The 13,811-nt window shown below is 63.0% G+C and carries 14 protein-coding genes and 1 riboswitch; of the genes, 12 read left to right on the top strand and 2 right to left on the bottom strand.

Annotation, left to right across the window (positions count from 1 at the left end):
- Positions 1–535: 535 nt before the first annotated feature.
- Positions 536–994, bottom strand: coding sequence for an REP-associated tyrosine transposase (locus K1X12_RS08090; RefSeq protein ID WP_220987100.1), 459 nt, complete (start codon positions 992–994; stop codon positions 536–538).
- A gap of 154 nt (positions 995–1,148) precedes the next feature.
- Between K1X12_RS08090 and K1X12_RS08085 the strand changes: the two genes are divergently transcribed.
- From K1X12_RS08085 to gcvPB, 12 genes are all read left to right on the top strand, one after another.
- Positions 1,149–2,282 (top strand): YcjF family protein, encoded by a 1,134-nt coding sequence (locus K1X12_RS08085; protein ID WP_220987099.1) that lies wholly within the window; start codon positions 1,149–1,151, stop codon positions 2,280–2,282.
- Between the two features lie 85 nt (positions 2,283–2,367).
- Positions 2,368–3,396 carry a hypothetical protein gene (locus tag K1X12_RS08080; protein ID WP_220987098.1) on the top strand — a complete coding sequence of 343 codons (1,029 nt, stop codon included), beginning with the start codon at positions 2,368–2,370 and terminating at the stop codon, positions 3,394–3,396.
- A complete protein-coding gene (locus tag K1X12_RS08075; protein ID WP_220987097.1) occupies positions 3,396–4,460 on the top strand; it encodes an endonuclease/exonuclease/phosphatase family protein in 1,065 nt (354 codons plus the stop codon). The genes K1X12_RS08080 and K1X12_RS08075 overlap by 1 nt, the downstream gene beginning before the upstream one ends.
- Before the next feature lie 65 nt (positions 4,461–4,525).
- Positions 4,526–5,071, top strand: a complete 546-nt coding sequence (locus K1X12_RS08070; RefSeq protein WP_220987096.1) for an RNA polymerase sigma factor — start codon at positions 4,526–4,528, stop codon at positions 5,069–5,071.
- A complete protein-coding gene (locus tag K1X12_RS08065) occupies positions 5,068–5,436 on the top strand; it encodes a DUF6768 family protein (RefSeq protein WP_220987095.1) in 369 nt (122 codons plus the stop codon). Before K1X12_RS08070 ends, K1X12_RS08065 begins: the two co-directional genes overlap by 4 nt.
- A gap of 76 nt (positions 5,437–5,512) precedes the next feature.
- Positions 5,513–6,286: an isocitrate lyase/PEP mutase family protein gene (locus K1X12_RS08060; protein ID WP_220987094.1), complete on the top strand. Its 774-nt coding sequence runs from the start codon at positions 5,513–5,515 to the stop codon at positions 6,284–6,286.
- Positions 6,287–6,346: 60 nt separating this feature from the next.
- A complete protein-coding gene (locus tag K1X12_RS08055) occupies positions 6,347–6,868 on the top strand; it encodes a hypothetical protein (RefSeq protein ID WP_220987093.1) in 522 nt (173 codons plus the stop codon).
- A 12-nt stretch (positions 6,869–6,880) separates the two neighbouring features.
- A riboswitch (glycine riboswitch) is annotated at positions 6,881–6,972 on the top strand.
- 159 nt (positions 6,973–7,131) lie between these two features.
- A complete protein-coding gene (gene gcvT / locus K1X12_RS08050) occupies positions 7,132–8,286 on the top strand; it encodes a glycine cleavage system aminomethyltransferase GcvT (RefSeq protein WP_220987092.1) in 1,155 nt (384 codons plus the stop codon).
- An 18-nt stretch (positions 8,287–8,304) separates the two neighbouring features.
- Positions 8,305–8,676: a glycine cleavage system protein GcvH gene (gene gcvH / locus K1X12_RS08045; RefSeq protein ID WP_220987091.1), complete on the top strand. Its 372-nt coding sequence runs from the start codon at positions 8,305–8,307 to the stop codon at positions 8,674–8,676.
- Positions 8,677–8,680: 4 nt separating this feature from the next.
- Positions 8,681–10,024 (top strand): aminomethyl-transferring glycine dehydrogenase subunit GcvPA, encoded by a 1,344-nt coding sequence (gene gcvPA, locus K1X12_RS08040; RefSeq protein ID WP_220987090.1) that lies wholly within the window; start codon positions 8,681–8,683, stop codon positions 10,022–10,024.
- Positions 10,021–10,863 (top strand): alpha/beta hydrolase, encoded by an 843-nt coding sequence (locus K1X12_RS08035; RefSeq protein ID WP_220987089.1) that lies wholly within the window; start codon positions 10,021–10,023, stop codon positions 10,861–10,863. The genes gcvPA and K1X12_RS08035 overlap by 4 nt, the downstream gene beginning before the upstream one ends.
- A complete protein-coding gene (gene gcvPB, locus K1X12_RS08030; protein ID WP_225907917.1) occupies positions 10,860–12,431 on the top strand; it encodes an aminomethyl-transferring glycine dehydrogenase subunit GcvPB in 1,572 nt (523 codons plus the stop codon). Before K1X12_RS08035 ends, gcvPB begins: the two co-directional genes overlap by 4 nt.
- A 12-nt stretch (positions 12,432–12,443) precedes the next feature.
- Here gcvPB and K1X12_RS08025 read toward each other — a convergent pair whose 3' ends face one another.
- Positions 12,444–13,811 (bottom strand): acyltransferase family protein, encoded by a 1,368-nt coding sequence (locus K1X12_RS08025; RefSeq protein ID WP_220987088.1) that lies wholly within the window; start codon positions 13,809–13,811, stop codon positions 12,444–12,446.

Genomic DNA, 13,811 nt, shown 5'->3' with positions numbered 1-13,811 from the left:
ATTTCGCAATTGAACGGGCATCACCACATTACATCCTCACGCTGGCCGATAGAGCGCAGCGAAATCCGCCATTGTTGAGTGGTGTTTGGGGCGCGTCGGATTTCGGCCTTTGGCCTCTATCCGACCTACGGGTTGGGGAGCAGCTCCCCTACACAAGGGCACGTCCGCAACTAGAACGCTGGGGAGAGTTTCTGCAAATTGCCCCAATCCGGCGGAGCGCCAATCTCGGCCATATAAGCTTCGAAGTTTGTCCCCTCGTTGGCCGAAACTGGAATCGTTGGAGGCCAAACTGAATCGCACTCAAAACACATTTTGAACAATTCTTTTGAGTTGGACTTGAGGTGCACATTCCAAACGTGATCTTGATTGCAGTAGGGACAATTCATCGAGCAAGTTCTCTCTGCTGAACTCATGATCATACATTTGATCACATTTCCCACAACGTTTGTGGGAAATGCTCCGCGCCTCGTAGCCTCGTAGTAGCCTCGTAGGTCGGATAGAGCGAAGCGAAATCCGACAAACATGGACGCCGCATTTATGCGTCCGGCGCGTGATACCGTTTCCAGGTCGAATAAGGCCAATCTGAAACTTCCGCCACATGGCCGTGTTTGACCGGGTTGAAGTGCACATAGTTGATGTGGGCGTCGAGGTCGCGGTCATCTCGGATAGCGTGTTCCCAGAAGCGGTTTTGCCAGACTTTCTCACGCGGGGCGGTCACGCCGGACGCGCGCAGGCGGCGTGTGAAACCGGATTTCAGAAGCCTGAGACGCGTTGAAAAATCCGCGTCATCAGGTGGCAGGGTCCAGATCACATGCAGGCGGTCTGGAAGCACGACAGCCGCCAGCGTTGTAAAAGCGTGGGCCTCCTCCACCTCACGCCAGGATTGCCGCAGCGACTCGACGTGATCGGTGAGCAGCCGGCGGGAGCGATCCGCAAGGTTGACCGTGAAGAAATAGGTTCCTCCGGGAATGTAGAGGCGGCGATAGGCGGGCATGGGCCGCAATCCTAACGGGGATTGGGGGCGGTGCAATTGCGATGCGGGCGAGACCGGATGGACACAGCGGAATGTCGGATTTCGGCCTTTGGCCTCTATCCGACCTACGGTTTGCGGGCCTTAATGCTCCTCTGCATTCTGGAGGACACTGCTCATGGCCAACGCGCCCGTTCCCGCCTCGGCGCCCGTGGAAAAGCCTGCCCAGCAATGGGAACTCGCGGCGCAGTGGGCGCAGGGGTGGCGGGTTTTGAAGGTGGCGGCGACGGTGCTCGTGGTCATCGCGTTCCTGATGGTGATTGGTCAGGGATACCTGTTCTACCGCCTGTTTGATGACCTGCATCCCATGGCGGGGCTGGTTTACATTGTGGCGTTGACGGCGGCGCTGGCCTGGCTGGTGGGGCGGCCCGTTGCGGCGTTTCTCTCCATGCCGGTGGCCGCGCGGCCGCCGGACATCGTGATCGACGCGCGCGCGCCCGATCCCAAGGCGATTGCGGCGCGGCTGCGCTATGATGTGCGCTACCTGCAGATGCTGGCGGCAAACCCCGAAGTGCAGGCCGAGCGCGCCGCCATCGAGGCAGGCATCGCCAAGGGCCGTGAGCTGGCCGCCCGCGCAGCGCGCGCGACGCCGGAAGAGGCCCTTGCCCTCTCCATCGACCTGCAAACCTTCGAGCGCGTGCATGTGGAAGCCCTCCTCGCCCCGCTGGACAAGCGCGTGAACCAGCTGATCCATGCCGAGGCCGTCGGCGTCGGCGTGGCGACGGCGCTCTCCATGAACGGCACGGTGGACGCCTTCATCGTGCTTTGGCGCAACGCCAATCTCGTCGCCAAGATTTCCCGCATCTATTTTGGCCGGCCCCATCTGATGGGCAGTCTGCGCATCCTGCGCGATGTGGCGGCCATCGTGGTTGCCGCCCGCGCGCTGGAGGACGTGACCGACATTACCGGCGACGTGATCGGCAGCCTGCTGGGGCGGATGGGCGGGCTGATCGCCGGGCCGGTGATGGATGGCGGCATCAATGCGATGATGACGCTGAAGCTCGGCTATCTCGCCAAGCGCCGCTGCCGCAGCTTCAAGGGCTGGACGGCGGTTCAGGCGAGCGCAATTTCCGAAGAGGCGCTGGAGGATGTGAAGCAGGAATCGGGCTCGGTGATCTCCGACCTGCTGAAGCGCACGGGCGGGCTGACAGCCCATGCCTCACGCGCGACGGAGAAGGTGCTTGCCGGCTCGCGCAGCGCCTGGGAACTGATCCGCAGCTGGTTTGGCGGCAACCGCCCGCAGGGGGCCTGACGCCCGCCGCAGGTGTTGCAACGCCTGCCAAAGACGTGCACTCAGGGGGGACTGAGCCGGCAGGCGCAGCAACGGGGTATTGGCTGTGATCCTTTTACTGGCATGGCTGGCGGCCATCGCCTCCGTCGTCATCGCTTACATTGTCGCGGGCCCGATCTGGGTGCGGCGCCATTCGCTGCGCTTTCGCGTCGGCAAATCGGTGCGGCGCACCAGCGGCGCCTATGGCGAAATGCTGCTGGTCTCCATCGGCGCGCTGATGGTGTGGATGATCGACAGCGCCTCGCCCTATGCCTCGGTCGAGGGCATCGTTTCAGCCCACCCGATGGCGACGCTTGGCGTGCTCGTGGCGGTGGGGCTGGTCGTCTATATCCACGGCGTGCGCACGGCGCTGGCCGCCGACACGGGCGAGCGCGCACGCCTGATGCTGACCTATCTGGTTTACGGCGTTTTTAGCCTCATCTTCTTTGCCGGCGGCGCCGCGCTGATCTTCCTGCTGGTGCAGCAAACCACGGCAGATGCTGCCCGGCTTCACGTACTGGCGCAGGCGGCCATCGGCAATATTCCCGGCCCGGAGGTTACCGGTTCGGACGCGCTGATGCGCGGGCTGGAGCTGTCTTACCTCGATATCCAGTTCATGCTGCAGCAGGCAGAAAACAGCATGACGCCGGTATTCGTGTTCATGGCGGGCATCTTTGCCATCAACCTGGCTGTGCGCCTGACGCCGCTGCGCAGCCTGTTCGTCAACAATGCCGTGCTGCTGACGCTGGTTTCCACGCTGATCGGCCTGACCGCCGTGATCGTGGTGGGCACATGGACCTATGTGGGCAGCTATGCCTCAGTGATCACCGAATATGTCGGCGCGCTGGAACAGTTCCGCAGCCGCACGGGCCTGATGAAGCCTGAATATGTGACGCGCTATTCCCAGATCACCATCGAGATGATGCAGCAGAAATCGCTGCTCAGCTTCTTCTCGCGCATCTCCAGCGAATGGGGCGGTATCGCCGCTGCGCTGGGTCTTGCCCAATGGGTGGCGCAGCAGTTCAATCGTCCTGAGGCGGAGGAAAGCCCGTCGCATGGCCCAATCAACGACAACAAGGAAGGCGAAGGCATCTGATGCGCTGGCTGCAACTCCCGCTGCTGATAATTACGCTGCTCGTCGTTTACCTCTCTCTCGCAGGATGCATGACCTTGTCCGACAAGAACATTCCCGTCACCCGGCTAGAAGCCAACGCGCCGCTGCCGCAGGCCGAAACGCCGCTGCGCCTGATGGTCTGGAATATCGGCTATGCGGGCCTTGGCGAAGAATCCGATTTCAAGGCCGATGGCGGAGAGATGCTGCGCCCGCCGGGCAAGAAGGTGGTGCTCAAGAATCTGGACGGCATCCAGACGGTGCTGCGTGAGGAAAAGCCAGACATCGTGATGATGCAGGAAATGGCCGGGCCGGGCTTCCTGACGCATGGCGTCGATGTGGCCTCGGGCGTGAAGTCTGCCCTGCCTGGCTATTCGATGTTTTTCTCGTCCGACATCCGCACGCGCCTGCTGCCGGGCGGCCTGTCCCTGCGCCACGGGCTGGGCACGTTCGCCAGCCGCGCCAACGACGGCACGCAGATCGTTCGCATCACCGAAGAGCCCGGCACGATCATGGGCTTCATCAAGCGCCGCTATCATGTTCAGGTTACGGAGTTTGAAGTCTCCGGCCAGCCATGGGCGATTGTGAACGTGCACCTGTCCGCCTTCGACGAGGGCGCCAATACGCGCATGGCGCAGCTGCGCGAAGTGCTCGATCTTGGCCAGTCGCTTTACCAGCAAGGCAAGGCCGTTGCCATCGGCGGGGACTGGAACATGCGGCTGGCGCCGACAGACTTTGCCTACACCGCAGACGATGAAGCCCAGTTCTGGATCCACGATTTTCCGCGCGAGGAATTGCGGACAGGCTGGCAGGTGGTGATCGATCCCGCCGTGCCCAGCGTGCGCACCAATGAGCAGCCCTACACGGCAGGCGTGAACTACACGACCAATATCGACGGCTTTGTCGTTTCCCCGAATGTGAAGGTGGAGGACGTGCGCGGGGTCGATCTCGGCTTCCGCATTACCGACCACCAGCCGGTGATCGCGACGCTGAGCCGGACCGATGCGCCGGCGCCTGTGCCTGCTGAAACAATTCCTCAGCCGGATTGAACCTTTCCGATCCCCCGCGCGACTATCCCTATGAAAGGTAGGCCTTATGAAAGGCGGGGCGCGGCATGGCACTCAGCGAAACAGACCGGATCTATGACGAACTGCTCGTCACGCTGGTGCGTTCCGGCGACGCCCGTGCCGCCGAAAGGCTGGCGGCGCGCTGGCAGCCGCGCCTGATGCGCGCCGCCCGGCGGATGCTGGGCGAGGGCGAAGAAGCACGCGACGCGGTGCAGGAAGCCTGGGGCGGCATCTGCCGCGGCTGGCTGCGCCTGTCCGACCCCGCCATGTTCCCCGCCTGGGCTTACGGCATCCTGGCGCGCAAATGCGCAGACCGGATCCGCAAACTCAGCGGCGACCGGCGCCGCTTTGGCCCGGCCGAAGACGCCATCGAACCTGCAGAGCCCGCCACCGCGCCGCTGCGCCATGCAATCCTCGAGGCGCTCGGCGCGCTGAGCCCGGAACACCGCATCGCTGCCATTCTCTATTTCAGCGAGGGGCTGACCCTTGCCGAAACAGCCGCCGCCACGGGCGTCCCCGTCGGCACGGCAAAGTCGCGCATCTTTCATGCGCGCCAACAGCTCAAGTCGCTTCTGGAAGGAGACCTGACATGACGAGTTTTGAATCGAGACTGAAAGACAGCCTGTCGGCTGAGGACGAGGCGTTCCTCAAAAACCTGGAAGAAGGCGAAAGCCTGTTCGGCCAGCTCGGCGCCACCTTCACCGGGCCGATGAAGCTGTGGACCGGTTTTGCCTTCGTGCTGGGCTTTGTGTTCTTCGTGGGCATGCTGTGGTGCGCCTATGAGATCAGCCGGGCCGCCAGCGTGCAGGAGGTTGGCCTGTGGCTTGCCGGGTTCACCTTCGGCATGGTCGCCACCGGCATGATCAAGACCTGGTTCTGGCTGCGCATGAACCACCTCGCCACCCTGCGCGAACTCAAGCGCATCGAGCTGCGCCTCGTGCGCCACACGCAGGGCTGACGCGCAAGAATCGGGTCGCGCGGGAACATGCCCGCAGGTTAATCGTTCTTCCCAGTTGAAGACGAAAGGATCGCCCATGCCCAGCCAGGCCGAAAAACTCGCCCAGTTCGCAAAGCTGCACGCCGGGGACACGCCGCTGGTGCTGGTCAACATCTGGGACGCCGGTTCGGCGAGGACCGTAGCCGCAGCAGGCGCCGCCGCCCTGGCCACCGGCAGCGCCTCGGTCGGCGGCGCGCTCGGCCTGGGCGATGGCGAGGCGGTGCCACTGGATCTTGTGCTGGACCATGCCGCCCGCATCATCGGCGCTGTCGACCTGCCCGTCTCGATCGACTTTGAAGCCGGGTATGCGGCCCGCGAAGACGGCCTTGGCGCCAACATCGCGCGGGTGATCGGCGCCGGGGCGGTCGGCATCAATCTGGAGGATGGCTATCCGGGAGGCGGGGGCCAGGGCGCGCGCCCGCTGGAGGAAGCGGCAAGCCGCCTGCGCGCCGCGCGCGCCGCCGCAGACGCAGCCCTGCCCGGTTTCTGGATCAACGCCCGCACCGACCTCTGCCTCAATGCAAAGCCGGAAACGCATGACGCCCTGATCGCCGACGTGATCGCCCGCGGCGCGGCCTTTGCCGCCGCTGGCGCCAGCAGTTTCTTCGTACCCGGCCTGCGGGACCTGTCGCTGATCCGGCAGGTTTGCGAGGCGTCGCCCCTGCCGGTGAATGTCATGGCGGGGCCGGAAGCGGCCAGCTTTGGCGCGCTGGCGCAGGCGGGCGTGCGCCGCATCAGCTATGGCCCGTTTCCGTGGCGGGCGGCGATGGCAACGCTCACTTCCTTTGCAACGCGCGCGGTGAACTACTGAATTGGCTCCTATCCGCACAAAAAAGATTGAAATTTTCCCCAATATTGCAATCTAAGGATTATGAAAAAGCTGTACCTCGATTACCTACAACTTTATGTATCTCGCGCGGATAGAGACCTCGCCGTTTTCAGATCATTTGTCGACGGATGGCACGGCTACAAATCCGGCCCACCCTTTCTCAGGAAAACGGGTCGGCTTCGCTGGTTTAACAATCCCGACCCAGTTCATGCCCAGTCCCTTCGCAATAGTAACGTCGCCATTTCGCGAAATGCAGAGTCGGCGTTAGATCAAGGACAGCCGACAAAGTTTGTTGTTGATCACGCCGTCCCTCTAAAAATTATCCGCAATGAACTGCTTAAGATTACTTCCGTAACCCCCAGCAAGATCGAAGCAGCTCTCGAAAGATTATACAGGCTCGTACTAGTCACAAAAGATGAAAACTCGCTGCTGAATAAGCGCTACAGTAGCTCAATGCCTGAGAATTGGGACGGGCGGAATTGCTATGCCCGTTATGAAGCCGCAGGAATTGAGATTGTCGCGGTCTCAAATGCTCCGCTTGCCGCGCCCGAGAATCCGGGCTAGCTGACCGGCATAGATCTTCTCCCGGGAGAGAGTGGCCCATCGCGGCCGCCGCCGAAGGCGCAACCGCCCCGGAAACGCTCAGGCAAAAGGACCGGGAGAGGGCCAACACGCTGGAAAGAGGCTGAAACACGCCTCGCCGAAGGAGCAAGCCGGGCGCCCCCTTCAGGGCATCGCCTCGCGGAATCTCTCAGGCGCCCGAGACAGCGGGGGCGACGGATTGGCAACGCGCCTCGCGTTGCGCCGTCTCTCTATGGAAGGGCGCCATGGCTGAAGTCTCAACAGAAAACCTGAAGCGCACCCCGCTTTACGACCTGCATGTGAAGATGGGCGGCAAGCTCGTGCCTTTTGCGGGCTATGAAATGCCGGTGCAGTTTGAAGGCGTGATAGCCGAGCACCTGTGGACGCGCAGCGAAGCGGGCCTGTTCGACGTGTCTCACATGGGCCCCTGCTTCCTGACGCTGGAAGCGGGCATCGGCGGGGGCGAAGACGCCCACGCGCAAATCTCTGCCCTGATCGAAACGCTGGTCCCCTCCGACATCACCAGCCTCAAGCCCGGACAGGGCCGCCTCACGGTACTACTCAACGAAAACGGCGGCATCCTTGACGACCTGATCATCACGCGCCCCCTCGGCGACGAAGCCCAGGGCACGCTCTACATCGTCGTCAACGGCGCGATGAAAGAGCAGGACTGGGCGATCTTCGAGAAAGCGCTGGCAGGCAAAGCCGTACTCACCCGCGCCGACGACCGTATCCTTTTCGCCCTGCAAGGGCCGAAGGCAGAAGACGTGATGAAGGATTTCTTCCCCGGCTGCGAAGAGCTGAAATTCATGCACCACATGCCGTTTGAAATGAATGGCCAGCGCTGCATCGTTTCCCGCTGCGGCTATACCGGCGAAGACGGGTTTGAAGTGCTGATCCCCACGGAAGCCGGTCTGCCGCTGATCGAAGAGATGTATACGGATGAGCGCGTCAATCCGATCGGCCTTGGCGCGCGCGACTCCCTCCGCCTTGAATCCGGCCTCTGCCTTTATGGCCACGACCTTGCGCCCGAGATTTCCCCCATCGAGGCAGACCTTGCCTGGGTGATCCAGAAGCGCCGCCGCGAGGCAGGCAACTTCCCCGGCGCCGAACGCATCCTGAAAGAGATCAAGGACGGCCCCGCCCGCAAGCGCGTTGGCATCCGCCCGCTGGAGCGCGCCCCGGCCCGCGAAGGCACGGAGATCCAGATCAATGGCGAAACGGTTGGCACCATCACCTCCGGCGGCTTCGGCCCCAGCGTCGATGGCCCGGTCGCGATGGGCTACATCGCCGCCGCTCATACCGCGCCCGGCACCAAGATTGACCTGATCGTCCGCGGAAAGGCCCGGCCTGCAGAGGTGGCCGCCCTTCCGTTCGTTCCGCAGAACTACAAACGCTAATCCATAAGGGGCACGCACATGACCACCTACTACACAAAAGATCATGAATGGATCCGCGTCGAAGGCGACACCGGCACCGTTGGCATCACGGCCTATGCCGCCGGCCAGCTTGGCGATGTTGTCTATGTCGAGCTTCCGGAAGCGGGCGCGAGCCTCGCCAAGGGCGACGGCTTTGCCGTGGTCGAGAGCGTGAAGGCCGCCTCCGATGTTTACGCGCCAATCTCCGGTTCGGTTGTCGAATCCAATACCGGCCTCGCCGATGCCCCGGAATCGGTGAACGAGGCCGCCGAGGGCGACGCCTGGTTCGTCCGCATCAAGATTGCCAACACCGGCGAACTCGAAGGCCTCATGGATGAGGCCGCCTACACCGCTTACTGCGAAGGTCTCTGATCCCATGCGTTACCTGCCGCTCACCCCTGAGGACCGCGCCAACATGCTGGCGACCATCGGCGCAAAATCCGTCGATGATTTCTATACGGACGTGCCCGAAGCCGCCCGCCTGAAAGGCAAGGTTCCCGGCCTGCCCGACCATCAGGGCGAATTGGCTGTCGAGCGGCACCTGACGAAACTCGCCGCGAAGAACCGGTCGGCCTCCTCCGGCCCGTTCTTCGTCGGCGCAGGCGCCTACAAGCATCATGTGCCCGCCAGCGTGGACATGATCATCCAGCGCTCCGAATTCCTGACGACCTACACGCCCTACCAGCCGGAAATCGCGCAGGGCACGCTGCAGACCCTGTTCGAATTCCAGACGCAGGTTGCCGCGCTGACCGCCATGGATGTCGCCAACGCCTCGATGTATGACGGCTCGACCGCCTGCGCCGAAGCCGCCGTGATGGCCGCGCGCGTCACCAAGCGGAAGAAGATCATCCTCTCCGGCGGCCTGCACCCGCACTATGCCGCTGCAACGCGCCTCCTCTGCGAAGCGCAGGGCCTCGAAGTGGTCCAGCTCGACGTCACGATTGATGGAGAGAATGAGCTGGCAAAGGCCGTGGACGGAGAAACCGCCTGCGTCATCGGCCAGAGCCCGAACGTGTTCGGCACGGTGACCGACCTTTCCGGCGTGGCCGATGCCGCCCACGGCAAGGGCGCGCTGCTCGTCTCTGTGTTTACTGAAGCGGTCAGCCTCGGCCTCGTCACGCCGCCCGGCGAAATGGGCGCAGACATCGCCGCCGGCGAAGGCCAGTCCATCGGCAACGGCCTGAATTTCGGCGGGCCGTATGTCGGCCTCTTCGCCTGCAAGGACAAGCTGGTGCGCCAGATGCCGGGCCGCCTTTGCGGCGAAACGGTGGACGCAGACGGCAAGCGCGGCTTCGTGCTGACGCTCTCGACCCGCGAGCAGCATATCCGCCGCGACAAGGCGACCTCGAACATCTGCACGAATTCCGGCCTCTGCGCCCTCGCCTTCACGTCTCACATGACGCTGCTGGGCGGCAAGGGCCTGAAACAACTGGCAGAGCTCAACCATGAAGCGGCCATCGAGCTGGCCGACGCCCTTGGCGCCGTGAAGGGCGTGGACGTGCTCACCCCGCGCTTCTTCAATGAATTCGCCATCCGCACACCGATGGACGCTGAAGCGGTCCTCGCCATGCTGGACGAACGCGGCGTGGTCGGCGGCGTGCGCGCCTCGCGCCTCTTCCCCGGCGACCATCTGGGCGATGTCATCCTCGTCGCCGCCACCGAATGCACCACGGCAGACGACATTGCCGCCTATGCCGACGCTCTGAAGGAGATTGTGTGAACAATCTTCTGCGCACCCTTATCATGGTTGCCCTGGCAATCCCTCTGATGGGGGCTTGCGCGCTCCTTACCGGGCAGGAATCCCTCCTGTTCCACCCGAATGATGTGCGTGTTGCTCCTGAGGCAGAGTATATCGAAGAGGTGGAATTCCCGTCAGGCGACGGGGAGAATCTGGTGGCATGGTACACGCCCCCCGCAGAAGGCTGCCCGGTGCTTTTGTTCCTGCATGGAAATGCGGGCGAGTTGCACATGGACAAATGGCGTTACCAGCGCATCCATGCCAATGGCGCCGGAATGCTCGCCCTTGCGTGGCGCGGCTATTCCGGCTCCAGCGGAAAGCCCTCGGAAGCTGGCTTTCATCTCGACGCCAGTGCCGCGTGGCAATGGCTCATGGCGCATGGCTATCACCCCTCGGATATTGTCGTCGAAGGGTTTTCCATTGGCAGCGGACCGGCCGTCCGCCTGGCTGCGGAATCCAATCCGGGCGCGGTAATTCTGGAGGCGCCTTATTATTCCGTCCGTGATCTGCTGAGCAAGAAGGCTGGCGGACTGCCCATCGGCGCCCTGCTGCGCCATCCCTTTCGCAGCGATCTCGACATCAACAAAGTGAAGGCGCCCCTGCTGATTGCTCATGGCGATGCAGATCGCCTCATTCCGATCAGCCAGTCGCAACGCCTGTTCGACAAGGCAAATGAACCCAAGACCTACAAACGGTTCGAAGGCTCCGACCACAACACGCTTGTGCGCGACGGCCTCTATGAGGAAGCCATCTGGCCCTTCCTCGCCCCGCTTTATCCCGATTGCCCTTTCACCGTATCAGCTGAGGTGACACCGACATGACCATGAATTCCCAAGGCCGCCCCACCGCGCCCGTTTCCGTCTCTGCTGCCGCCATCGAGACCGTCTCCGGTTCGCGCGGGCTTCTTCAGCATGAAGATCTTCTGTTCGAGATCGGCACGCCGGAAACGACTGGCGTGGACCTACCCAAACCCAAGGGCCTGAAATCCCGCCTCGGCGGCGTGGCCCGCAAGGTGGACACCGGCCTGCCCGGCCTCTCAGAGCCGCAGGCCGTGCGCCATTACATGCGCCTCTCCCAGAAGAACTATGCCATTGACCTTGGCCTCTTCCCGCTGGGCAGCTGCACGATGAAGCACAATCCGCGCCTCAACGAGAAGATGGCGCGCCTGCCCGGCTTTGCCGACATTCACCCGCTGCAGCCGCAAGCCACCGTGCAGGGCGCGCTGGAGCTGATCGACGAGCTGGCCACCTGGCTGAAAACGCTGACCAACATGCCCGCCGTGGCCATGAGCCCGAAAGCCGGCGCCCATGGCGAGCTGTGCGGCCTGCTGGCCATCCGCCAGGCGCTGATCGCGCGCGGCGAGGGCGAGGTGCGCAAGCGCATGCTGGTGCCGGAATCCGCCCACGGAACAAACCCGGCCACGGCGGCTCAATGCGGCTTCATCGTGGATGAGATCAAGGCCAACAAGCGTGGCCGCGTGGACATGGCAGACCTCAAGTCCAAACTTGAGAAGTCCGATGATGTCGCCGGCATCATGCTGACCAACCCGAACACCTGTGGCCTGTTTGAAACCGACATCCGCGAGATTGCCGAACTGATCCACGCCGCGGGCGGCTATTTCTATTGCGACGGGGCAAACTTCAACGCCATCGTCGGGCGCGTTCGCCCCGGAGACCTTGGCGTCGATGCGATGCACATCAACCTGCACAAGACCTTCTCCACGCCCCATGGCGGCGGCGGGCCGGGCTCCGGCCCCACGGTGCTGTCGGATGCGCTCGCGCCGTTTGCGCCTGTGCCCTTCGTCACGAAGGATGATGACGGCATCTTCCGCCTCACCGAACATGCCGAAGGCGAAGCCGAAGCCACCTTCGGCCGCATGGTCGCCTTCCATGGCCAGATGGGCATGTTCGTGCGCGCCCTTGCCTACATGCTGAGCCACGGCGCCGACGGGCTGAAACAGGCGGCTGAAGACGCCGTGCTGAACGCCAACTACATCCAGTCCCGCCTGAAAGGCGTGATGAGCCCCGCTTTCGACGGCTACTGCATGCACGAAGCGCTGTTCTCCGACGCCTTCACTGCAGACGGCATCGAAACCATCGACATCGCCAAGGCCCTCATCGATGAGGGCTACCATCCGATGACGATGTATTTCCCGCTGGTGGTCCATGGCGCGATGCTGATCGAGCCGACGGAGACGGAGTCGAAAGCCGAACTCGACCGCTTCTGCGACGCGCTGGAATCCATCGCCCGCCGCGCCGCGCAAGGCGACGACACGCTGAAAGGCGCGCCTTACCTCGCCCCGATGCGCCGCCTCGACGAAACCCGCGCGGCCCGCAAGCCGGTCCTCAAATGGACCGCGCCTTCGTCTGACATGATCGCTGCCGAATAAGCTGCCGGCCCCTCAATACCCCCGGGCGCTGCTTCCCTTCGAGAACAGCGCCCGGCGGACCATTGTCGCGGCGGCCAGTGCTGGCCGCTCGATCAGGTGGTAGGTGATATATGCGCCGATCAGAGAAGCGATCAGCCCGCACGCAATAAAGAGCAGATTGTCCCAGATGCCGGGCTGCCCGATGCGGAAAAAGGGCGCAAGCGCGTCATGCTGGCCCAGCCAGCCAAAGCCCCACTTCACCAATCCGAATGAGAAGAGGTGGGTCAGGTAAAGCGAGTAGGACCAGTCCCCGGAACGGGCCACAGCTTCATGCAGGCTGCGCAAGGCAAGCCCCAGACGAAGCGTCGCCCCCGGAAGCTTCTGCCCGCCGAGCCACCCGGCCCAGACCACCATCAACGCCGCTCCACCGCCAACGATCACCGGAAGTATCAGCGCTTCGGCCCGCACGGCATAGGGCGCGTCAAGGCTGGTCGGATAGAGCTGGAAGAGCATGCCTGTAACCAGCGCGCCGACGAACGCCGGCAGCAACCATACAGTCCGCCCCTGTATGTCTAGCGTCGCCACACCATAAATCAGCGCTGCACATGGGAAGCCGAACAACAGCACCCGCCCCCATTTCAGCGTGAACGCATCGGCCACCCCCTGCAGGCAGAGCGCCGCCGTCAGCCAGATTGCGGCAATCACGGTGATCGTTCCAGTACGCCAGCTGACACCTGAGATCACCATCTGACCGATAACCGCGCCGAAGATGAACTCCATAGTCATCGGGTGGACGACAAGCGTCAGGAAGTTCGTCGCTGTCGCAGGCAACGGCATCAGGAATGAAGCCGCCACAACCAGCCCGCCCCACACCAGCAGGCCGATCGGCAGGAAGGCCCGCGGCGCCAGGATCAGCAACGCAAACACCACATAGAAGTAAACTTCATGGATCAGCGTCCAACCGACCGCGAGGATCGGATAGTCGGCCTGCGGCAGCAGCAGGAAGGAACGCAGGATGTATTCCCCCGAATAGGTTGGCGCGGCATCCGTTACCTGCCCGATCGTGGCAAACATCGAATTTTGCAGGCCCAGCGCGTAGAAGGTCATGAGCCCGGCTGCAAACCACCACACCGGATAGACCCGGGTCGTTCGGGCAAAGAGGAATTCAATTCCGGCGACCGGGCCATGCCGCTGGTTGCGCGTCACCCAGACCATGATGAAGCCGGAAATCACGAAGAACAGGTCAACCCCGGCATACCCGTTCAGGAACAGGCCGCTGACGAGTGGCGCTTCGACAGACCCGTTCTCCTGAAGGATGGTCCGTTCGAAGCCGGCGCCATGGACGATTGCCACCAATAGCGCCGCGAGACTTCTCAGAAGCTGGATGGAAGGAAGCTTCAT

Source organism: Hyphomonas sediminis (genome assembly GCF_019679475.1).
GTDB lineage: Bacteria > Pseudomonadota > Alphaproteobacteria > Caulobacterales > Hyphomonadaceae > Hyphomonas > Hyphomonas sediminis.
Note: the sequence above shows the minus strand (reverse complement) of the source record. Positions and strands in the feature narration are given on the sequence as shown.